25 protein-coding genes are annotated in these 20,790 nt (G+C 66.9%); 20 read left to right on the top strand and 5 right to left on the bottom strand.

Translation table 11 applies throughout. The annotated features are described in order from the left end of the window. Positions 1-78 precede the first annotated feature (78 nt). Positions 79-819 (top strand): 4-hydroxy-tetrahydrodipicolinate reductase, encoded by a 741-nt coding sequence (dapB, locus tag ILP86_RS08070; RefSeq protein ID WP_193761749.1) that lies wholly within the window; start codon positions 79-81, stop codon positions 817-819. After that, positions 819-1,253, top strand: a complete 435-nt coding sequence (locus tag ILP86_RS08075; protein WP_058630524.1) for a hypothetical protein — start codon at positions 819-821, stop codon at positions 1,251-1,253. Before dapB ends, ILP86_RS08075 begins: the two co-directional genes overlap by 1 nt. A gap of 32 nt (positions 1,254-1,285) precedes the next feature. On the opposite strand, the gene ILP86_RS08080 is transcribed toward ILP86_RS08075, so the two are convergent. The 3 genes from ILP86_RS08080 to ILP86_RS08090 form a co-directional block, all read right to left on the bottom strand. Beyond that, positions 1,286-1,711 carry an OsmC family peroxiredoxin gene (locus ILP86_RS08080; protein ID WP_061015456.1) on the bottom strand — a complete coding sequence of 142 codons (426 nt, stop codon included), beginning with the start codon at positions 1,709-1,711 and terminating at the stop codon, positions 1,286-1,288. A gap of 80 nt (positions 1,712-1,791) precedes the next feature. After that, positions 1,792-2,367, bottom strand: a complete 576-nt coding sequence (locus ILP86_RS08085; RefSeq protein ID WP_058630525.1) for a DUF4395 domain-containing protein — start codon at positions 2,365-2,367, stop codon at positions 1,792-1,794. A gap of 20 nt (positions 2,368-2,387) precedes the next feature. Continuing rightward, positions 2,388-2,801, bottom strand: coding sequence for a thioredoxin family protein (locus ILP86_RS08090; RefSeq protein ID WP_193761750.1), 414 nt, complete (start codon positions 2,799-2,801; stop codon positions 2,388-2,390). 117 nt (positions 2,802-2,918) lie between these two features. On the opposite strand from ILP86_RS08090, the gene ILP86_RS08095 reads away from it, so the two are divergent. Genes ILP86_RS08095 through ILP86_RS08105 form a run of 3 tightly spaced genes read left to right on the top strand, consistent with a single transcriptional unit; the run spans position 2,919 to position 4,962 of the window. Next, a complete protein-coding gene (locus tag ILP86_RS08095) occupies positions 2,919-3,728 on the top strand; it encodes a thymidylate synthase (protein ID WP_046748316.1) in 810 nt (269 codons plus the stop codon). After that, positions 3,725-4,201 carry a dihydrofolate reductase gene (locus ILP86_RS08100; protein ID WP_058630527.1) on the top strand — a complete coding sequence of 159 codons (477 nt, stop codon included), beginning with the start codon at positions 3,725-3,727 and terminating at the stop codon, positions 4,199-4,201. The genes ILP86_RS08095 and ILP86_RS08100 overlap by 4 nt, the downstream gene beginning before the upstream one ends. Beyond that, a complete protein-coding gene (locus tag ILP86_RS08105) occupies positions 4,201-4,962 on the top strand; it encodes an SDR family oxidoreductase (protein WP_193761751.1) in 762 nt (253 codons plus the stop codon). Before ILP86_RS08100 ends, ILP86_RS08105 begins: the two co-directional genes overlap by 1 nt. 32 nt (positions 4,963-4,994) lie before the next feature. On the opposite strand, the gene ILP86_RS08110 is transcribed toward ILP86_RS08105, so the two are convergent. Next, positions 4,995-5,558 carry an NUDIX domain-containing protein gene (locus ILP86_RS08110; RefSeq protein ID WP_113680789.1) on the bottom strand — a complete coding sequence of 188 codons (564 nt, stop codon included), beginning with the start codon at positions 5,556-5,558 and terminating at the stop codon, positions 4,995-4,997. 45 nt (positions 5,559-5,603) lie between these two features. On the opposite strand from ILP86_RS08110, the gene ILP86_RS08115 reads away from it, so the two are divergent. From ILP86_RS08115 to dapF, 15 genes are all read left to right on the top strand, one after another. After that, the gene (locus ILP86_RS08115; protein WP_193761752.1) at positions 5,604-6,023 is read left to right on the top strand and encodes an EF-Tu/IF-2/RF-3 family GTPase; all 420 of its coding nucleotides are present in this window, start codon (positions 5,604-5,606) and stop codon (positions 6,021-6,023) included. A 28-nt stretch (positions 6,024-6,051) separates the two neighbouring features. Further along, on the top strand, positions 6,052-7,029 hold the full coding sequence (gene dapA / locus ILP86_RS08120; RefSeq protein ID WP_046748321.1) for a 4-hydroxy-tetrahydrodipicolinate synthase: 978 nt from the start codon (positions 6,052-6,054) through the stop codon (positions 7,027-7,029). Positions 7,030-7,082: 53 nt separating this feature from the next. After that, a complete protein-coding gene (locus tag ILP86_RS08125; protein ID WP_058630532.1) occupies positions 7,083-8,759 on the top strand; it encodes a ribonuclease J in 1,677 nt (558 codons plus the stop codon). 72 nt (positions 8,760-8,831) lie between these two features. Then, positions 8,832-9,326 carry a GNAT family N-acetyltransferase gene (locus ILP86_RS08130; protein ID WP_058630533.1) on the top strand — a complete coding sequence of 165 codons (495 nt, stop codon included), beginning with the start codon at positions 8,832-8,834 and terminating at the stop codon, positions 9,324-9,326. A gap of 74 nt (positions 9,327-9,400) precedes the next feature. After that, positions 9,401-12,136, top strand: a complete 2,736-nt coding sequence (locus ILP86_RS08135) for a DNA translocase FtsK (protein WP_113680786.1) — start codon at positions 9,401-9,403, stop codon at positions 12,134-12,136. After that, positions 12,136-12,711 (top strand): CDP-diacylglycerol--glycerol-3-phosphate 3-phosphatidyltransferase, encoded by a 576-nt coding sequence (gene pgsA / locus ILP86_RS08140; protein ID WP_058630535.1) that lies wholly within the window; start codon positions 12,136-12,138, stop codon positions 12,709-12,711. The genes ILP86_RS08135 and pgsA overlap by 1 nt, the downstream gene beginning before the upstream one ends. Beyond that, on the top strand, positions 12,708-13,193 hold the full coding sequence (locus ILP86_RS08145) for a CinA family protein (protein WP_046748326.1): 486 nt from the start codon (positions 12,708-12,710) through the stop codon (positions 13,191-13,193). The genes pgsA and ILP86_RS08145 overlap by 4 nt, the downstream gene beginning before the upstream one ends. 141 nt (positions 13,194-13,334) lie before the next feature. Further along, entirely contained in the window at positions 13,335-13,643 is a 309-nt protein-coding gene (locus ILP86_RS08150; protein WP_026049981.1) for a helix-turn-helix domain-containing protein, read from the top strand. A gap of 18 nt (positions 13,644-13,661) precedes the next feature. Further along, entirely contained in the window at positions 13,662-13,886 is a 225-nt protein-coding gene (locus ILP86_RS08155; protein ID WP_113680796.1) for a DUF3046 domain-containing protein, read from the top strand. 263 nt (positions 13,887-14,149) lie between these two features. Further along, positions 14,150-15,199, top strand: a complete 1,050-nt coding sequence (recA, locus tag ILP86_RS08160) for a recombinase RecA (RefSeq protein ID WP_061017554.1) — start codon at positions 14,150-14,152, stop codon at positions 15,197-15,199. 431 nt (positions 15,200-15,630) lie between these two features. After that, positions 15,631-16,080 carry a regulatory protein RecX gene (locus tag ILP86_RS19595; RefSeq protein WP_227750933.1) on the top strand — a complete coding sequence of 150 codons (450 nt, stop codon included), beginning with the start codon at positions 15,631-15,633 and terminating at the stop codon, positions 16,078-16,080. Between the two features lie 49 nt (positions 16,081-16,129). Further along, positions 16,130-17,677 (top strand): tRNA (N6-isopentenyl adenosine(37)-C2)-methylthiotransferase MiaB, encoded by a 1,548-nt coding sequence (miaB, locus tag ILP86_RS08170; protein ID WP_193761754.1) that lies wholly within the window; start codon positions 16,130-16,132, stop codon positions 17,675-17,677. After that, positions 17,674-18,585: a tRNA (adenosine(37)-N6)-dimethylallyltransferase MiaA gene (gene miaA / locus ILP86_RS08175; protein ID WP_058630539.1), complete on the top strand. Its 912-nt coding sequence runs from the start codon at positions 17,674-17,676 to the stop codon at positions 18,583-18,585. The genes miaB and miaA overlap by 4 nt, the downstream gene beginning before the upstream one ends. Positions 18,586-18,636: 51 nt before the next feature. Beyond that, the gene (locus tag ILP86_RS08180) at positions 18,637-19,173 is read left to right on the top strand and encodes a dihydrofolate reductase family protein (protein ID WP_058630540.1); all 537 of its coding nucleotides are present in this window, start codon (positions 18,637-18,639) and stop codon (positions 19,171-19,173) included. Between the two features lie 35 nt (positions 19,174-19,208). Further along, a complete protein-coding gene (gene dapF / locus ILP86_RS08185) occupies positions 19,209-20,081 on the top strand; it encodes a diaminopimelate epimerase (protein ID WP_193761755.1) in 873 nt (290 codons plus the stop codon). A gap of 45 nt (positions 20,082-20,126) precedes the next feature. On the opposite strand, the gene ILP86_RS08190 is transcribed toward dapF, so the two are convergent. Then, positions 20,127-20,768 (bottom strand): class I SAM-dependent methyltransferase, encoded by a 642-nt coding sequence (locus tag ILP86_RS08190; RefSeq protein WP_058630542.1) that lies wholly within the window; start codon positions 20,766-20,768, stop codon positions 20,127-20,129. Positions 20,769-20,790: the final 22 nt, after the last annotated feature.

Genomic DNA, 20,790 nt, shown 5'->3' on the forward strand with positions numbered 1-20,790 from the left:
CCGCGGTGTCGCGGAATCCGAGGTGTCTGCCCGCGCGCCCCTGACCGTGCGCTGTCGGCCGCGAAATAGACTGGATGCATGACCACGCAGGTAGCACTCGTCGGCGGAACCGGGAAGCTCGGCACGATCATCGGTGCGGTGATCGATGAGCTCGACGGGTTCGAGGTGAGCCGTGTGCTGACCTCTTCCAGCGATCTCGCGGAGATCGACGGTGCCGACCTGGTCGTCGATGCATCGACGCCGCAGGTGAGCATCGAGGTGGTGCGCGCAGCCGTCGAACATGGCATCAACGTGCTGGTCGCGACCTCGGGCTGGTCGGCGGAGCGGATCGCGCTCGTACGTCCTCTCGTCGAGGCGGCCGGCACCGGTGCCGTCTTCATCCCGAACTTCTCTCTCGGCTCGGTCCTCGGGTCAGCGCTGGCGGCGGCCGCTGCGCCCTTCTTCGGCTCGGCGGAGATCATCGAAGCGCACCGCGAGACCAAGATCGACTCGCCGAGTGGAACGGCCGTGCGGACCGCGGAACTGATCGCGACCGCGCGCGCGGAGCAGGGGCCCGTCAGCGCACCGCATGCGGACCAGCGTGCCAGGGGGCAGCAGGTCGGCAGTGTGCCCGTCCACTCTCTGCGGCGCCCCGGGGTCGTCGCCAAGCAGGAAGTCATCCTCTCCGGCCCGGGCGAGTCGCTCACCTTCACACACGACACAGTGGACTCGGCTCTCGCCTATGCCCCGGGGATTCGGCTCGCCGTGCCCTTCGCGCTGAAGGCCGACGGCGTGTTCGTGGGTCTTGAGCACATGATCGACATCGGCATCCGATCGTGATGTCGCGTATCGGCGTCGCGTTGATGGCCGCGGCGCTGCTCCTCTATCTCGCCGTCGCGATCTGGCTCGCGGTGATGTTCATCTCGGTCGGCACCGGCGTGTCCATCGGCATGGGGGTCACCCTGCTCGTGCTGGCACCGATCGGAGCATGGGCGCTGGTTCGGGAGATGATGTTCGGCTTCGGCGCCGATCGTCTGGGACGCCTCCTCGATGCGGAGGGCGGGATGCCTCCGGTCGAGACGGAACTGACGCCCAGCGGGAGGATCGCCCGCGCGGATGCCGATCCGCTGATCGCCCGGTACGCCGCAGAAGCGGATACGGCGGGTGACGATTGGCGGGCGCGCTATCGGCTGGGTGTGGTCCAGGACGCGGCGGGCCGCCGGAAAGACGCCAGGGCCAGCATTCGCGAGGCGATCCGGCTCTCGCGCCGCTGACCCTGGTGTCCTGAACGGATTCCGCGCCGCGATCAGGCGAGTGTCGCCTCCAGGGTGATATCGATCCCCGAGAGCGCTTGAGACACCGGGCAGCCCGCCTTGGCTCCGTTCGCGATCTCCTGGAACGCCTCGGGCGTGAGATTCGGGACCGTCGCATTGACGTTGAGGTGGCTGCCGGTGATGCCGACGCCCGGCTTGAACGTGACCGACGCCGTGGTGTTGACGCGCTCCGGCGGAGTGCCGTTCTCGGCGAGCGCGTGGGAGAGCGCCATGCTGAAGCACGATGCATGCGCGGCCGCGATGAGCTCCTCGGGCGTCGTGGTCGTGTCGCTGCCCTCGCTGCGCGCCTTCCAGTTGATCGGGAAGGTGCCGAGATGGGACGACGAGAACGCGACCGTACCCGACCCCTCCATGAGCGATCCGGTCCAGGTGCTGGCGGCTTCGCTGGTGACAGGCATGATTCCTCCGGTTCTCGCACTGCGGGCGCAGCGTCGGCTGGTCGCCAGCCTACCGAGCGGCGGAGGGGCGGGGAACAGCCTCAGGCGGCGGCAGGCCTGCCGATGAGCCCCGCTCGCTGCAGCACGAGGTAGAGCTGGCAGCCCAGGCAGAAGGCGAATGCCGCGTTGAGGAAGGCCGCTACGAAGGCGGCAGCGGTCGCGATCGGCAGAGCCCACGGAACGCCGAGGAGGTGCAGCACGAGACCGATGCCCACCACGAAGAGTCCGACACCCTGCGAGAACCTCGGAGGGCGGGGGTCTTCGAGCTCGGCGGGCGGAGCGAGACGCGGTCGCACCGCTGTGCGGAACAGCGCGCCCCAGGGAGCGGTCCGCGGTGACACCACACCCCACAGGAACAGCGCAGCGGCGACGGCGGTGAGGAGGAAACCGGGATCGAGAGCGCGCTGTGCGAGGGAAGCGGAGGAGATCGCCCACCCCGTCGGCGTGAAGGAGGCATCGGCGAGCGGCTGGTACGCGAACCAGCCGAACGTCGCGGCACCCGCCTGCGCTGTGGATATCCCCGTCAGTGCGAGGAACGTCGCCACCAGCAGCAGCACCGCGGTGATCGCTGCGGCGAATCGGGGGCCTCTGGGGTCGATGCCGGCGGGATTGCTCATGGATGCTCCGTTTCTTCGGCTCAGAGGGTTGCGAGGGCGTCGGTGAGGGCATGCCGGTGAGGGACACCGTGGAATCGCGCGCGCACGGCACCCGACGCGTCCACGACGAAGGTGGTCGGTGTTTGGAGCACCTTGTAGCGGGTCGAGAGGTCGGGACGGTGAGTCAGATCCACCTCCACATGGCGGAGACCCTCGTGTTCGGCGGCGTATGCGCCGAGCAGCCTGCGCACCTGCGGGCACCGCGCGCACATCTCGGTGCTGAACTGCACCAGGGTCGCCCGGGACCCGAGTTCGGCGGAGTCCGCATCCGTGGGGACGAAGTGAAGCGTGCCGCCGTCGCGTCGCCGACCGTCACGGCGTCGCAGCGCGACACCGATGAGCGTCGCGAGCACGAGCAGTGCAGCAGCGAAGCCGAGGGCCAGGGCGGGAGACATGGGTCGAGGATATGCGGCTCCAGGGCGCTCGGGGCCGATGTTTCCGACGATGACGGCGACGTCCCGGGGGCGCGCTCATCCGCCCGACAGGGTGAGGGTGGCGGTATCGTGGCTGTCATGAGCGCAGCCGTCCCGACTCCTTATGAAGATCTGCTCCGAGACGTCCTGGAGAGCGGCACGCACAAGTCCGATCGCACCGGCACCGGCACGACGAGCGTCTTCGGTCGACAGATCCGCTTCGATCTGTCGAAGGGGTTCCCGCTCATCACGACCAAGCGCGTGCACTTCAAGTCCATCGCCTACGAACTCCTCTGGTTCCTGCAGGGCGATTCGAACGTGGGGTGGCTTCGGGAGAACGGCGTCACGATCTGGGATGAGTGGGCGGACGAATCCGGCGACCTCGGTCCTGTCTACGGGGTGCAATGGCGTTCCTGGCCGACCCCCGACGGCGGCAGCATCGACCAGCTGTCCGAGGTGATCGAGCAGATCCGACGGTCGCCCGATTCGCGGCGGCTGATCGTCTCGGCATGGAACCCCGCCGACATCCCCGACATGGCGCTCGCGCCGTGCCACGCGCTGTTCCAGTTCTACGTCGCCGACGGCAAGCTCTCCTGCCAGCTGTACCAGCGCAGCGCGGACATGTTCCTCGGAGTGCCGTTCAACATCGCTTCCTACGCGCTCCTCACGCTGATGATCGCTCAGCAGGTGGGGCTCGAGCCCGGCGACTTCGTCTGGACCGGCGGCGACTGCCACGTGTACGACAACCACGTGGAGCAGGTGCGCGAGCAGCTGAGCCGTGAGCCCTACGCATACCCGACGCTGCGTTTCGCGCGGAAGCCCGAGTCGATTTTCGACTACCGCTACGAGGATTTCATCGTGGAGGACTACCAGCACCACGCGCCGATCAGGGCGGCGGTCGCGGTATGACGTGGGTGGGCTTGATCTGGGCCGAAGCGCACGGTGGCGTGATCGGCGCGGAGGGCGGCATGCCGTGGCATGTGCCAGAGGACCTGGCTCACTTCAAGGAAGTCACCCTCGGCGCTCCGGTCGTGATGGGGCGCAAGACCTGGGACTCTCTCCCTGAGCGCTTCCGTCCGCTCGCCGGCCGCGAGAACATCGTGGTGACCCGGCAGCAGGACTGGTCCGAAGAGGGCGCGCGTCGCGCGGCGACGGTCGCCGAGGCGGTCCGCGGACTCGACCGGGCATGGATCATCGGCGGTGCGGAGATCTTCCGACAGGTGATCGGCGACGCGGACCGTCTGGAGGTCACCGAGCTCGACCTGGACGTCGCCGGCGACGCGTACGCCCCGGACAAGAAGGGCTGGCGCCTGGTCGACGAGGGGGAGTGGCAGACCTCCCGCACCGGCGTCCGGTACCGCTTCCTGGGATACGAGCGCTGATGCCCACCGCGCTGATCACCGGAGCAAGCGCAGGGCTGGGCGCCGAGTTCGCCCGTCAACTGGCTCGGCGGCGGGCCGACCTCATCCTGGTGGCGCGCTCGGTGGGCGCCCTCGAGAAGCTGGCGGCGGAACTGCGGAGCGAGTACGGGGTCGCGGTCGAGATCGTGTCCGCCGATCTGGCGGAAGAGGCAGGAGTCGAGAAGGTCGCGGAAAGGCTGCGCGACACCACGGACCCTGTCGACCTTCTCGTGAACAACGCGGGGTTCGGATTGCCTCTGCAGTTCGCCGACAACGACATCGACGACGAGGTCCGTCACCTACGGCTGCATGTGGAGGCGTCGATGCGCCTCATGCATGCGGCGCTCCAGTCCATGCGCGGTCGCGGCGGGCGCATCATCAACGTCGCCTCGGTCGCGGGATTCATCTCGCGCTCGACCTACTCCGCATGCAAGGCATGGCTCATCGGCTTCAGCCGCTGGGCCAACGCCGAGTACGCGAGGGACGGAGTCTCCGTGACGGCGCTGTGCCCGGGATTCACCCACACGTCGTTCCACGAGCGGATGGGGCTGCCGGTAGGTCAGGAGGGTGTTCCCGCCATCATGTGGCTGAATGCGCGCGACGTCGTCAGGATCGGCCTTCGCGATGCGGCGCTCGGCAAGTCGGTGTCGGTGCCGTCGCTGCGATACAAGGCGATCGTCGCTCTGGCGCGCGTGTTGCCGAGTTCACTCACCTCCGGTGTGGCGCGTCGCGGCCGGGTCTGATCACAGACCTTTCCGGGGTCGATCCGCGAGGTTCAGCGGAACCTTCCGAGCCGGATCCCGGCTTTCGCGATGGCGGCGATCGTCTCGCCGTCCGTGATCGTGTCCTCGGCGATCATCGTAAGGACGTCCTCGAACGGTACCCAGGAGACGGCACGGATGCCTTCTTCCGCCTGCGTCTCGGCAGAGACGCCGCGTGATGCGTCTTCGCCCGTGATCGGATGGAGGTCGCGGGCGAGGAAGACGTGCTCCGGGGCCTCGGCGATGCCGTTCAGAGCCAGCATGCCGCCGAGAGGGGTCCAGTCGGCCGCCTCGTACCCCGTCTCCTCGCGGAGTTCGCGCTGAGCCGCGACGAGTGTGTCCTCCCCGTCGCTGCCACCGGCCGGGATCTCGACGCTCGTGCCGACGGTGTATCTGTCGATCGTGACGAGGCACACGCGCTCGTCCTCGTCCATCGCGACGACGAACACGGCCGGATGCTGCATGGAGACGACACCGTAGATACCCTCGTCGCCTGAGGGCCCCGTGATCCGGTCCTCTCGCACGCGGATCCATGCGTTCTCGTACTTCGTGTCGGTGCTTCGTGTGAGCCAGCCCATCCCACGAGCGTACGGCGGAGCGCCCCCGGTCCGTACGATCGGTGCATGGGTTTGTTCAGGAGAAAGCGCGATCCTCAGGGTGCCGATGAGATGCTTCGGGCGTACAACGCTGCGGAGGCCGCTCGCCTCGCGGACCTCACCGCGGGGATCTCCGCCGATACGGCCGCGCCCATGACTGTCGGCAGTGAGGCCGGAGCCGGAGAGGTCGCCGTCGAGGACGTGTTCAGGATCACCGGCCGCGGTCTCGTGGCCACGGGCAAAGTGAGCCGCGGTGTCGTCCGTGTCGGAGACGCCGTCTCGGTCATCCGTGACGGTGCCGCGCTGTCGACGACCGAGATCACCGGAATCGAGATGTTCCGTAGGCGCGCGAACGAGGCGAGGGCCGGTGACATGGTCGGGGTGCTCCTGGCAGGGAAGAACGACGTCGCCCGCGGGGACGTCATCCGCGTCTTCGCGTCCGCATGACCGGTGGTCGAACCGATACGCTGGGTCTATGACGCACTCGGGCAACCCCTTCGGACAGGTTCTCGTCGCGCTCGTCACTCCGATGACGGCCGACGGCGAAGTCGACTGGCCCGCCGTCGAGAAGCACATCGATGACGTGATCACCGCGGGAGCGGACGGCATCGTCGTGACGGGAACGACCGGCGAGACCTCGACTCTGACGGACCCCGAGAAGCTCAAGCTCGTCGAGGTCGGCAAGTCCGTCTCCGCAGGTCGGGCGAAGATCATCACGGGTGGCGGGTCGAACGAGACCGCGCACGCGATCGAGCTCTACAAGGCCAGCGAGAAGGCAGGCGCCGACGGCATCATGATCGTCACGCCTTACTACAACAAGCCCACGCAGGCGGGCATCCTCACACACTTCCGTCTGGTGGCCGACGCCACCGACCTCCCGGTGATCCTCTACGACATCCCGGGCCGGACCGGTGTGCCGATCAAGTACGAGACGATCCTGCGTCTGGCGAAGCACCCGAACATCCTCGCTGTGAAGGACGCCAAGGGCGACTTCTCCGAGGTGAGTCGGGTGCTGAACCAGACCGACCTCATGTACTTCTCGGGCGACGACGCGAACGTGCTGCCGCACCTCGCGATCGGGGCGACCGGTTTGATCGGCGTGACGGCCAACGTCGCCGCGGCGCCGTACCGCACGATCATCGACGCGGTGAACGCGGGAGACCTCGCCACGGCCACGGCGGAGCACAAGCGGCTCGAGCCGCTCGTCCGCGCCGTGATGACGCATGTGCCTGGGACCGTCGCGGCCAAGTACATCCTGCACGGACTCGGTCGCATCTCGAGTCCGCGCGTCCGACTTCCCCTGGTCGGTCCCGAGGAATGGGAGGCGGCGCTCATCGAGGATGAGCTCGACCTCGTCCAGGACGTCCCCGGTGCCGACTTCTCGAACTTCCGTCCCGACCGCAATGCGGCCGCGGGCGGTGCCCTGCCGAAGGTGCACGGCACGACGCGCTGAGTCGCGTCGCCATGAACGAACGGACGCGCGGAGTGTCCGACTGAGGAGACAGCATGTCCATTCCCCTGGTAGAACCGACCGCTCTCGATGAAGGGACGCTGCGGGTCATCCCGATCGGCGGGCTCGGAGAGATCGGTCGCAACATGACCATGTTCGAGTACGACGGGAAGATCCTGATCGTCGACTGCGGTGTGCTCTTCCCGGAGGAGCACCAGCCGGGAGTCGACCTGATCCTCCCGGACTTCGAGCCCATCCGTGATCGCCTCGACGACATCGTCGGTGTCGTGCTCACGCACGGCCACGAAGATCACATCGGCGCCGTGCCCTACCTCCTGCGCCTGAAGAGCGACATCCCTCTGATCGGCTCCGGGCTCACCCTCGCGCTGGTCGAGGCGAAGCTCAAGGAGCACCGCATCAAGGCCTTCACCCTCACCGTGAAGGAGGGGCAGGAGGAGCGGGTCGGTCCGTTCGACCTGGAGTTCGTCGCGGTCAACCACTCCATCCCCGACGCGCTGGCCGTGGCCATCCGCACCCCCGCCGGCATGGTCCTCGCGACCGGCGACTTCAAGATGGACCAGCTTCCCCTCGACGGCCGGATCACCGACCTGCGCGCGTTCGCCCGCCTCGGGGAAGAGGGCGTGGATCTGTTCCTCGTCGATTCGACCAACGCCGACGTGCCGGGCTTCACCCCGACGGAACGCTCCATCGGCCCCGTGCTCGATCAGGTGATCGCGAAGGCGCCGCGTCGCGTCATCGTCGCCAGCTTCTCCAGCCACGTCCACCGTGTGCAGCAGGTCATCGATGCCGCACACGCCAACGGGCGCCGCGTCGCGTTCCTCGGCCGCAGCATGGTCCGGAACATGACGATCGCCGAGCAGCTCGGCTACCTGAAGGTGCCGGACGGCGTCCTGATCGACTTCAAGAAGGCACGTGATCTGCCCGACGAGCAGATCGTCTACATGTCGACGGGCTCGCAGGGAGAGCCGATGGCCGTGCTCAGCCGGATGGCGAACATGGATCACGCGATCGAGATCAGCGAGGGCGACACCGTCATCCTCGCCTCCAGCCTCATCCCGGGCAACGAGAACGCGGTGTACCGCGTGATCGACGGCTTGACCAAGCTGGGCGCCAACGTCGTGCACAAGGCGAACGCGAAGGTGCACGTCTCCGGGCACGCCGCCGCGGGTGAGCTCATCTACTGCTACAACATCCTGAAGCCGAAGAATGTCCTCCCGGTCCATGGCGAGTACCGCCATCTCATCGCGAACGCCAAGCTGGCGCAGGACACCGGCGTGCCGGAGGACAACACGATCATCGCCTCGAACGGCACCGTGATCGACCTCAAGGGCGGGGTCGCGAAGGTCGCAGGTCAGCTCGATCTCGGGTTCGTGTACGTCGACGGCTCAACCGTCGGCGAGATCACGGACGCCGACCTCAAGGACCGCCGGATCCTCGGCGAGGAGGGCTTCATCTCGGTCATCGTCGTGGTGGACGCCACGACCGGGCGCATCATCTCGGGCCCGGAGATCCATGCGCGCGGCGTCGCCGAGGACGACTCCGTGTTCGACGACGTCACGCCCAAGATCGTCGCCGCGCTCAAGGAGGCGTCCGGCAATGGTGTCCGTGACACCCATGCGCTGTCGCAGGTCGTGCGACGCACGATCGGTCGCTGGGTGAATCAGCGGCTTCGTCGTCGCCCCATGATCGTGCCGCTCGTCATCGAGGCGTGACGCCGGCGCGGTCCTCTCGCACTCACGGGTAGTCGTCATGCCGACGTAACACCGTCGGCCTATGCTCGCGTCATGCACAGGGGCTTCTCGCTTCGCAGGGCGTCGCAGACGGATGCGATGTTCCTCGGCGACATGCTCGTCGAGGCGGCGAACTGGCGAGCCGGGGGAGTGCGGCCACGGCACGAGGTGCTGACCTCGACGGAGCATCGGCGCTACCTCGCGGGGTGGAAACGCATGTCAGACGACGGCCTCGTCGCGCTGGGTGACGATGACGTCGCGGTCGGTGCCGCCTGGTATCGGGTGCTTCCGCAGAACGAGCCGGGATTCGGTTTCATCGGCATCGCGGTCCCCGAGCTGATCATCGGCGTGCACCCGCTCTGGCGCGCTCGGGGTGTTGGTCGGTCCCTGCTGCGCGGCATCGTGCAGCTCGCCGGGTCCCAAGGCCATGCCAGGATCAGCTTGAGCGTGGAGCGGGACAACTTCGCGCGCAATCTGTATCGTGCGGAAGGGTTCGCCGTGGTGGGTCAGGGGTCGACGCGCGACACGATGGCTCGCGGTACGGGGTAGCGTACGCTCTCTGCGATCCGTGGAAAGCCGCGTCATTACGCGGCGATGTCGCCTGTTGGACGTAACGTGAGAGCATGGCCAGGAGTACCACGAAGACAGAGCGCGCGTCGACGAGCGCACCGTCGCGCCCCAAGCGGCAGACGGCTCCCAAGGCCACGCCCGCTCGCAAGGCCCAACCCGCTCCCAAGAAGTACATCGACGAGGCCGACAAGCCTCCCGTCGCCGTCCGTGCCTGGGTCGGGCTGGCGCACGGGGTCGGAGGACTCTTCCGCGCGTTCGGCCCTGAGACCCTCGAGAAGGACGACCGTCGCGACGGCTTCCCGTTCTTCCTCGTGCTCCTCGCCGTGCTCGGTGCGGTCAACGAGTGGTTCTTCATCGGCAACGAGGTCGCAGCGAACATCAGTGCCTACTCGGTGGGTCTCTTCGTCGGACGCGTGGCCTTCATCATGCCCGTGCTGCTCCTCCTGCTCGCCGGATGGCTGTTCCGGCACCCGTCCTCCGTCCACGACAACGGTCGTATCGGCATCGGCTTCGGCATGTTCGTCCTCGCCCTCGCGGGGATCTTCCATGTCGCAGGGCCTCGCCCGCATCCGAACCAGGGGATGCCTGCGCTCAGCGAGTCGGGCGGTCTGCTGGGCTGGCTGGTGGGGCAGCCGCTGACGTACCTCACCGACATCCCGGCGTACATCGTGCTGTCGCTGCTCGTGGCACTCAGCATCCTGATCCTCACCAAGACACCGCCGAATCGCATCGGTTCGCGCCTCGGGGACCTCTACGCCTGGATGTTCGACGCGGAGCGACCGGAGAAGCCGGCGAAGGACGCCGCAGCGATCGACGATGCGGACAAGACCGATGACCCCGACGTACTGCCGTGGTGGCGCCGGAACAAGACCGGCCGCGAAGAGGACCCGGATGAGGGCACACTCGATTCCGACGACATCACCGCGCTCCTGACCACCTCCGATCCCACGCCTGCGTACGACCAGGCAGTGGTCGTCGAGAATCCTTACGACGCGGCCACCGAGGTGCTGTCCGAGGTCAGGTCGGTCGCCGACTCGCTCGCCGAGCAGCAGACCACGGCCCTGCTTGATGACTCCTCCGAGACAGGAGAGGTGCCGGAACTACCCGGTCTCGACGGGTTCGGCACCGATGGTCCGGGCGACCGCGGCCCGCAGGCCCCCGTCACGCCATACATCCTCCCGTCTCCCGGACTCCTGGTCGAAGGCCCGCCGCCCGTCATGCGCTCAGAGGCGACCGACAAGGTGATCGAGCAGATCACCAGCGTGCTGTCGCAGTTCAAGGTCGATGCCAAGGTAACCGGCTTCTCCCGTGGACCGACGGTCACGCAGTACGAGGTCGAGGTGGGCCACGGCGTCAAGGTCGAGAAGATCCTGCAGCTGAGTAACAACTTCGCCTACGCCGTGGCCTCGAACGACGTGCGCATCCTCTCGCCGATCCCGGGCAAGAGCGCGATCGGCATCGAGATCCCGAACGCCGACAAGGAGATGGTGGCTCTCGGCGATGTGCTGCGCTCGCCCGCTGCGCAGAAGAGCACGCACCCGATGACCATCGGCGTTGGCAAAGACGTCGGCGGCAACATCGTCATCGCGAACCTCGCGAAGATGCCGCACCTCCTCGTGGCCGGCTCCACCGGTTCGGGTAAGTCGAGCTTCGTGAACTCCATGATCACGAGTCTGCTGATGCGTGCCCGCCCGTCCGACGTGCGCATGGTGCTGATCGACCCGAAGCGTGTCGAGCTGACCAGCTACGCCGGTGTCCCGCATCTGATCACGCCCATCATCACGAACCCGAAGAAGGCGGCGGAGGCGCTGCAGTGGGTCGTGAAGGAGATGGACATGCGGTACGACGATCTCGCGTCGTTCGGTTTCCGGCACATCGACGACTTCAACCGGGCTGTCCGCGCGGGCGAGGTCGAGCTCCCGGTGGGCAGCGAGCGTGTCCTGAAGCCGTACCCGTACCTTCTGGTGGTCGTCGATGAGCTCGCCGACCTCATGATGGTCGCCCCTCGCGACGTCGAGGACTCGATCGTCCGCATCACGCAGCTCGCACGTGCCTCCGGCATCCATCTCGTGCTAGCGACTCAGCGCCCGAGCGTCGACGTCGTGACGGGCCTGATCAAGGCCAACGTCCCGTCACGACTCGCCTTCGCCGTGACGAGCGTCACGGACAGCCGGGTCATCCTCGACAGCCCCGGTGCCGACAAGCTCATCGGTCAAGGTGACGCCCTGTTCTCGCCGATGGGCTCATCGAAGCCGTTCCGCCTCCAGGGCGCGTGGGTCGATGAGAAGGAGATCGACGCGGTCGTCAAGCACGTCACCCGTCAGGCACGTCCGGACTACCGTCCGGATGTGCAGGAGGCGATGGAGCCGACGAAGAAGAAGGAAGTCGACGAGGACATCGGGGATGACCTGGAGCTGCTGCTCGCAGCCGCCGAGCTCATCGTCTCCTCGCAGTTCGGATCGACGTCGATGCTCCAGCGCAAGCTCCGCGTCGGGTTCGCGAAGGCAGGTCGTCTCATGGATCTGCTCGAGTCGCGCGAGATCGTCGGCCCCTCCGAGGGGTCGAAGGCGCGAGACGTGCTGGCGACCGCCGAGCAGCTCCCGCAGGTGATGGCCAAGTTGCGCGGAGACGACGTTCCGGCACCGACATCGGCATCGGCTGCGCCTGCGGTTCCGCCCGTCCCGCCGCTCCCGCAGACGCATGACCCGATCGCGGCTCAGTACGAGGGTCTTCCCGAGGTGGAAGCTGAGGGCGACGAAGATGCCTGGGGCTTGACGGGACGCGACTGATGGCGATCCCACGGCAGCTCCCCAACGCCATCACGGTCGCGCGCATCCCGCTGGCCGTCGTCTTCTTCGTCCTGCTCCTGCTGGGTGGCACCTATGGGTTCTCGGACCCGGGTCTCCGCTGGGCGGCCGGAGTCATCTTCATCGTCGGGATCTCGACGGACTGGGTCGACGGGTACCTCGCCCGCAAGTACGACATCGTCAGTGATTTCGGCAAGCTCTGGGATCCGATCGCCGACAAGATGCTCACCGGTGCCGGCTTCATCGGGCTCGCGATTCTGGGCGAGGTCAACTGGTGGATCGTCGCGATCATCCTCGTGCGCGAATGGGGCATCACGATCCATCGGCTCATGGTGGCCAGCGAACACGTCGTGGCCGCGGCCTGGATGGGCAAGATCAAGACCGCGTTCCAAGGGGTGGCGCTCGGGTGGGCACTCCTCCCGCTGCACTACGTCATCGGTCTCGACGCCTGGACATTGATCACCTTCATCCTCATGCTCATCGTCCTGGTCCTCACGGTGGCGAGCGGCATCGACTACGTCGTGGCGCAGGTACGCGGGTCGCGCCGGAAGTCATGAGTCAGGCGGCAGCCGAGGTCCTCGCTGCGCTGGGCCGACGAGGATGGAAGCTCGGCGTGGCCGAATCCCTGACCGGGGGCGCCCTGTGCGCCGATCTCGTCGCGGTTCCCGGAGCGTCAGCCGTGCTGCTCGGAGGCGTCGTGGCATATGCCACGCCGGTCAAGTCGTCCGTGCTGGGCGTGGATGAGGGCCTGCTGTCGAGATACGGGCCGGTGCATCCGCAGGTCGCACTGGAGATGGCAGACGGCGTCAGACGCGTCGTCGGCGTCGACGGCGAGGCTGCCGATGTGGGGGTGTCCACGACCGGGATCGCCGGACCGGTGTCTCCGGACGGGCAGCCCGTCGGCACGGTGCACATCGGCGTCGTCACCCCCGCGGCATCGCGGACCAGGGCGTTTCTCTTCGTCGGCGACCGGGAATCGATCCGGGCGCAGACGGTGGACGCGGCACTCCAGGAGATGCTCGCCCTGCTCTCGGAATAGCAGAGCCCTGCGGCTGGTTGTCTCTGATGTGCTCACACGTAAACCACAGAGTGCAGGAGTAGATTCTGTGCACGCCAGGGGTACTAGACTGGCTGTCTCATCGGGGGAGACCTCGAGCGAACACATGGGGAGGAGGTTCCGATGATTCTTGTACGACAGGAAATCGGCGATGTGCTGAGGGACTTCCGCCTGCAGAAGGGGCGTACGCTCCGGCAGGTCGCCAGCAAGGCATCGGTCGCACTCGGCTACCTCAGCGAGGTGGAGCGCGGTCAGAAAGAGGCTTCGAGCGAGATCCTCGCCTCGGTCGCAGACGCTCTCGACGTCCCCATCTCGACGATCATGCGCGAAGTCGGTGACCGCATTTCGGTGCTCGAGGGCATTCAGGTCTTCCCTGACGTCGTTCCCGACGACCTCGTGGCGTCGGTCGAGCCTCAGCTCTCGCTGCACTGACCCCCGAATGGGGTGGTGATGCGTCGTAGCGAGTTCCTTCGCGCCGTCGAGACCGAGTTCGGGCTGAGGGCTTCCTCTCTGGTCAACGACCTCGGCCTGAGTGCCGTAGGTGGGCGTACCGCTCTCGAAGCTCTCGCCGACGGCACGCCGCCGCGAGACATCTGGCTGGCGCTGTGCGCGGAGATGGACGTTCCCGAGGACAGGCGCCACGGAGTCGGACGGCAGGAGCCGCGGCGGCGCTGACCGACGCCGTCCGCCCGCTACGGAACACGACACTCCATTTGCGGCGTGTCGTCGAAGATCCGTTCGAAGCGGGCGTAGTCTTCTGCACAAGTGGTCCAGAGCGTTTGTTCTGCACTGTATGTGAGATCGTCGCACCGATGTCGGTGGTCCCTCCTACGGTGGAAACAAGCCGAAGAGCCATTACGCCTTGTCGGAGAGTTTCTCCCAACCGGAAGAGCCGCGACAGCCTACAGGCGGCATCACGCGCGCAGAAGGAGCACATCATGCCATCACCCGCCGACCGCGAGAAGTCCCTCGAGACCGCCCTCGCTCAGATCGACCGCCAGTTCGGAAAGGGCTCGGTCATGCGGCTGGGCAGCGATGAGCGTGCCCCTGTGGCCGTCATCCCGACCGGCTCCATCGCCCTCGACGTCGCCCTCGGCGTGGGAGGACTGCCGCGTGGCCGAATCGTAGAGATCTACGGACCGGAGTCCTCGGGTAAGACGACTCTCACGCTGCACGCGATCGCCAACGCTCAGCGCGCCGGGGGAATCGCGGCGTTCATCGATGCCGAGCACGCGCTCGACCCCGACTATGCCGCGAAGCTGGGCGTCGACATCGATGCTCTCCTGGTGTCGCAGCCCGACACCGGTGAGCAGGCGCTCGAGATCGCCGACATGCTGGTGCGCTCCGGAGCTATCGACCTCATCGTCATCGACTCCGTCGCGGCGCTCGTGCCTCGTGCCGAGATCGAGGGCGAGATGGGCGACTCGCACGTGGGTCTGCAGGCGCGACTCATGTCGCAGGCCCTTCGTAAGCTCACCGGTGGTCTGAACCAGACCAACACCACCATGATCTTCATCAACCAGCTGCGTGAGAAGATCGGCGTCTTCTTCGGTTCCCCCGAGACCACCGCCGGCGGTAAGGCGCTGAAGTTCTACGCCTCGGTCCGCATGGACATCCGTCGTATCGAGACGCTGAAGGACGGAACCGATGCCGTCGGAAACCGCACCAGGGTCAAGGTCGTGAAGAACAAGATGGCGCCGCCGTTCAAGCAGGCGGAGTTCGACATCCTCTACGGCGTCGGCATCTCCCGCGAAGGCAGCCTGATCGACTTCGGCGTCGAACACGCCATCGTGAAGAAGTCGGGTTCCTGGTACACCTATGACGGTGATCAGCTGGGTCAGGGCAAGGAGAACGCACGCACGTTCCTGCTCAATAACCCCGACATCGCTCTGGCTATCGAGACGCAGATCAAGCAGAAGCTCGGTATCGGCGGGCCGTCCGCTGCCCCGGCCGCTGCCGATGAGCTCGCAGAGCGTCGTCCGGCCTGATGAACGACTCGCGTGGGGGCGATCCAGACCGGATCGCCCCCATCATCCCCCTCTTCGGCGGAACAGCGAAGAAACCAGGAGCGACGCCTTCCACGCCGGTCACGCAGTACGGCGAATCAGCGACACTGCCATCATCGCGAGGCGACGGGGATGCGGTCTGGCGTACGACCTGGGACTCTCCTCCAGGCGACCCTGCTTCCATCGACACAGCCGACGATGCAGCTCACACGGGAACCCCGAGTGAGCGCCATCCGGCGCGCGGGCGCAGGGATCCCTCCGGCGCCAGGAGCTCTCATCCCTCGCGGTCGGCTCCCAGGCTCCGCGCGCTCGACGCGACGGAAGGAGACGGCGCGACTCAGCAAGAGGCGTCACACGATGAGATCCGGGTCGCGGCCGAGGAGTCGCTCCTGCGAAAGCTGCGAGCCCGGTCGTTGTCGATCTCTGAAGCCCGGCAGGTGCTGCGTGGTGCGGGCCTCGATGGCAGTGCGATCAGCGATGTGATCGAGGACTTCTGCCGTCGTGGTTACCTCGATGATGCGGCCCTGGCCGGCGTCCTCGTGAGGTCGGGAGTGGATCGAAAGGGGCAGGGGAGAGTCGCTCTGTCTCGCGCGCTCGCTCAGCGGGGGATTCCGCGTGAGGTCATCGATAGCGCGCTCGAAGAGCTTCCGGACGACGACGACGAACGCGCGCTGGAGTTCGCCCGCACCAAGGCGCGGTCGATGACTCGACTCGACCCCGACGCGGCGCTCCGTCGTCTGGTGGGACAGCTTTCTCGTCGTGGCTACAACGGAGCGGTCGCCATGAAGGCGGCGAAGGTCGCGCTGCGCGAGGCTTCGTTCGGCGGAGCGACCTCAGGGGTGCGGTTCGTCGATTCCGACTGAGCAGTGAGCGCCGCTTCCGCACGGAAACGGCTCGTACAATGGGGTGATCATGACTATCCCGCGCAGCGAACCGACGATCATCGGCGCGTCGTCGGCAGCCGTCGACGTCGACGGCCGACAGCGATCGTATGAAGTACGCACCTTCGGGTGCCAGATGAACGTGCACGACTCGGAGCGCCTCTCGGGCTCGTTGGAGAGCGCAGGTTACGTCAGGGCAGTCGACGGTGCGGAAGCCGATGTGGTGATCATCAACACCTGCGCGGTCCGCGACAACGCCGCAGGCAAGCTCTACGGCACACTCGGCCATCTCGCGTCGGTCAAGCGCCGCAAAGACGGGATGCAGATCGCCGTCGGCGGCTGCCTCGCACAGATGGACAAGCAGGCTGTGCTCGACAAGGCGCCGTGGGTCGATGTCGTCTTCGGCACCCACAACATGGGTTCCCTTCCGGGGCTGCTCGAGCGCGCCCGCCACAACGGGGATGCCGAACTCGAGATCCTCGAGTCGCTCGAAGTGTTCCCCTCAACCTTGCCTACGAAGCGAGACTCGGCGCACAGCGGCTGGGTGTCGATCTCGGTCGGGTGCAACAACACCTGCACGTTCTGCATCGTGCCCAGCCTGCGCGGCAAGGAGAAGGACCGTCGTCCCGGCGACATCCTGAACGAGATCCGGCTTCTGGTCGAAGACGGTGCGATCGAGGTCACGCTTCTCGGGCAGAACGTGAATTCCTACGGCGTCGAATTCGGCGATCGACAGGCGTTCGGCAAGCTCCTGCGCGCGGCCGGTGAGATCGAAGGCCTCGAGCGCGTCCGATTCACCAGCCCGCACCCCGCAGCCTTCACGGATGACGTGATCGATGCCATGGCGGAGACTCCGAACGTCATGCCGCAGCTTCACATGCCGTTGCAGTCGGGGAGCGATCGCATCCTCAAAGCGATGCGACGTTCCTACCGCAGTGAGCGCTTCCTCGGGATCCTCGACCGCGTCCGCGCGCGCATCCCGAACGCCGCCATCACGACCGACATCATCGTCGGGTTCCCGTGGGAGACCGAGGAGGACTTCGAAGACACCATGCGTGTCGTCGAGCAGGCTCGTTTCTCCAGCGCCTTCACCTTCCAGTACTCGATCCGCGAAGGCACGCCTGCGGCGACCATGGAGGACCAGGTTCCGAAGGACATAGTCCAGGCGCGCTACAACCGCCTGATCGCCCTTCAGGAGCGCATCTCGCTGGAAGAGAACCAGAAGCAGGTGGGTCGGCAGATCGAGGTTCTCGTCTCCACGGGTGAGGGCAAGAAGGACACCGAGACCCACCGGCTCACCGGTCGCGCGGAGGACAACAGACTCGTGCACTTCGAGGTGACACCGGGGTCGGACCTTCCTCGTCCAGGAGACGTCGTCACCGTGACGGTGACCCATGGAGCTCCGTTCCACCTGCTCGCAGACGACCCGACGGGAGCGCCTCTCAAGATCCGTCGCACTCGAGGCGGAGACGCCTGGGACCGTTCGCAGTCGGAGTCGTGCGCCGTACCCGCTCCGAGCGGCAGCGGCGAGAAGAAGGCTGTGTCACTCGGGCTTCCGACACTGCGCGTCGGGGTGTGACCGAACCTCGCCTCTGGGCGATCGTCGGGGCGACCGGTACCGGGAAGAGCGACCTCGCGATAGAGCTGGCCGAGGCGCTGCGAGCCCGAGGGAACCCGGCTGAGATCGTGAACGCCGATGCCATGCAGCTCTACCGCGGCATGGACATCGGCACAGCGAAGGTGTCGTCGGCGGAGAGGCGGGGGATCCCGCATCATCTCTTCGACGAGCTCGATGTCGATGAGGACGCGGCTGTCGCGTGGTATCAGCCCCGAGCGCGCGCCGCCGTGGAGGACATCCACCGCCGCGGGGGTGATGCGATCCTCGTCGGTGGCTCGGGCCTGTACGTGTCGAGCGTCGTCTACGACTTCCGTTTCCCGCCGCGGGACACGGCGCTGCGCGAGCGCCTCGAGCAGGAGTTCGAGTTGCTCGGAGCCGCGATCATGATCGAGCGGCTGCGCGGGCTGGATCCCGAAGCGGCCGACCGTGTCGATCCGCGCAACCCCCGCCGCGTCATCCGCGCTCTCGAGGTGCTGGAACAGGGGAGCGCGACCCATGGTGCGGCGCTGCCCGACACGCCAGTGCTGTGGCACCCGCACACAAGACTGATCGGACTCCGCGTCGATCGCCCCGCACTGGTGGAGCGCCTCGACGCCAGGGTCGAGCGCATGTGGGCCGAAGGTCTGCCGGACGAGGTCGCCGGGCTGCGCTCCCGCGGGCTCGAGCGCGGAGGAACAGCGCCGCGCGCCATCGGCTACGCGCAGGCGTTGGACCAGCTCGACGGTCGTCTCACGCAGGACGAGGCCATCGCGCAGACCCAGGCCCTCACGCGGCGATACGCCCGTCGACAGGTGTCGTGGTTCAAGCGGTATCCCGACCTCGAGTGGTGGGACGCCCCCGCGGAGGTTGCTGCGCTCCTCTCGTCCTGATCTGCGCTGTCGGTGGCCTGCGATGTCGGTAGTCCCTGACAGTCTCGATGGATGACGACTCACTTCTACACCGCATCCAGCCTCGACGGATTCATCGCCACCGACGAGCATTCGCTGGACTGGTTGCTCACGCAGGACATCGACCAGGACGGACCGATGGCCTACACGGGGTTCGAGCGGAACATCGGCGCCCTGGCGATGGGGGCCTCGACGTATGAATGGGTGATGCGCCACGAAGAGGGGCGTTGGGGATACTCGCAACCCACGTGGGTGTTCACTCACCGCGAGCTCGATCTGCCCACGGGCGCAGACGTGCGGCTGACCCAGGCCGACGTCCGGACGGTGCATTCTCAGATGGAGGAGGCCGCCGGAGGAAAAGACCTCTGGGTCGTCGGTGGGGGAGACCTGGCAGGCCAGTTCGCCGATGCCGGACTGCTCGACGAGGTCTGGGTGCAGTACGCCCCCGTGACGCTCGGTTCTGGCGCCCCGCTGCTTCCGCGCAGGCTCGACCTCGAACTGCTGGAGGTGGCACGCAATCGCAACTTCCTCTGCGGGCGCTATCGGGTTGCTCGCGACGGGCGTTCGTGACGGGAGCTGCTCTTCACGATCCCTAGACTGGAGCCATGGTCGCATTCACCAAGGGTCACGGCACGGGCAACGATTTCATCATCATCGCCGACCCCGACGCCGAGCTCGACCTCACCGTCGAGCAGGTCGCGGTGCTGTGCAATCGTCATTTCGGCATCGGTGCCGACGGGATTCTCCGTGTCGTGAGGTCCTCGGCCATCCCCGAGGGGGTGGCGACTCTGGAGGAGGAGCCACAGGCGGAGTGGTTCATGGACTACCGCAATGCGGACGGATCGATCGCCGAGATGTGCGGGAACGGTGTCCGCGTGTTCGCCCACTACCTCGTGCGCTCAGGTCTGGCGACGATCGAACCCGGCTCCACACTGCCGATCGGGACGAGGGCGGGCGTGCGCGATGTCACGCGAAGCGCTACCGGATACCAGGTCGATCTCGGGCGCTGGAAGCTCTCCGGCGATGACCCGCTGGTTCGTGTCGATGGCCTGTCCGTGACACGACCGGGACTCGGTATCGACGTCGGCAACCCGCACGTCGTGGTCGCCCTCGCCTCGGAGGCCGAGCTCGCGTCACTCGAGTTGCACAGGGCGCCCGATCTCGAACCTCCGCTCCCCGAGGGCGCGAACATCGAGTTCGTGGTTCCGGGTGAGCCGCTCGTGCGCGATGGAATCGGTCACGTGAGCATGCGGGTGTTCGAGCGTGGTGTGGGGGAGACCCTCAGCTGTGGCACGGGTGTCGCCGCGACGGCACTCGCGGTCAGGCACTGGGCGGGAGCGAACGCTCCGAGCAACTGGCAGGTCGAGGTGCCTGGAGGTACGCTCGGCGTTCGCATGTTCCCCGCAGAAGACGGCGAGCACGTCGCCCTGTCGGGGCCGGCGCAACTCGTCTTCCAGGGCGAGGTCGACCTCGTCTGACGGCTCCGTCCGGCCATCGCGCGGATCGACTCGGCCTCGGTCTGCTCAGCTGAGGAGAATCGGCTCCGTCGGCGGGTTTCCGTGCTTTCGCACCTTGAGGATGCGGTATCCCTTGCCCGTGGCGGTTCGGAACACGCTGTAGCCGGGGTGGAACGTCGATCCGATCCAGCGCTGGAGAGAATCGGCTCCGAGGTTGCGCTGCACGACCAGCCAGGCGTCGCTGCGCTCATCGAGGCGCGGGATCCACCGTTCGAGAAGCCCGTGGAGCTCGTTCTTGCCGACGCGGATCGGCGGATTGGAGCGGATCGTGCGGAATGACACGTGTTCGGGAACATCGTCGGGCAGTGAAGCGTTGACATTGGTGAGCCCAAGAGCTGCCGCGTTGCGACGCACGAGATCGAGGGCACGCTCATTGACGTCGACGGCCCAGACCGTCGCGTGGGGAGCAGCCAGAGCCATCGACAGCGTCACCGGCCCCCAGCCGCTGCCGAGGTCGAGAAGATCGCCGCCCGGCGGAACCGGGGGCATGTTGGCGAGGAGCACTGCAGTGCCGGCGTCGAGACGGTCTGGGCTGAAGACGCCACCGGCGGTGGTGACTTCCAGCTCTCGACCCGCGAGAGTCACACGGATCTTGCGCAGATTCTCGGGGCTTGCCGGGGCCGCAGTGAAGTAGTGATCTGACCCCATACGGTGAGCGTACCGGACACCG

The sequence above is a fragment of the Microbacterium sp. R1 genome (genome assembly GCF_015159725.1).
GTDB classification, from domain to species: Bacteria; Actinomycetota; Actinomycetes; order Actinomycetales; family Microbacteriaceae; genus Microbacterium; species Microbacterium oxydans.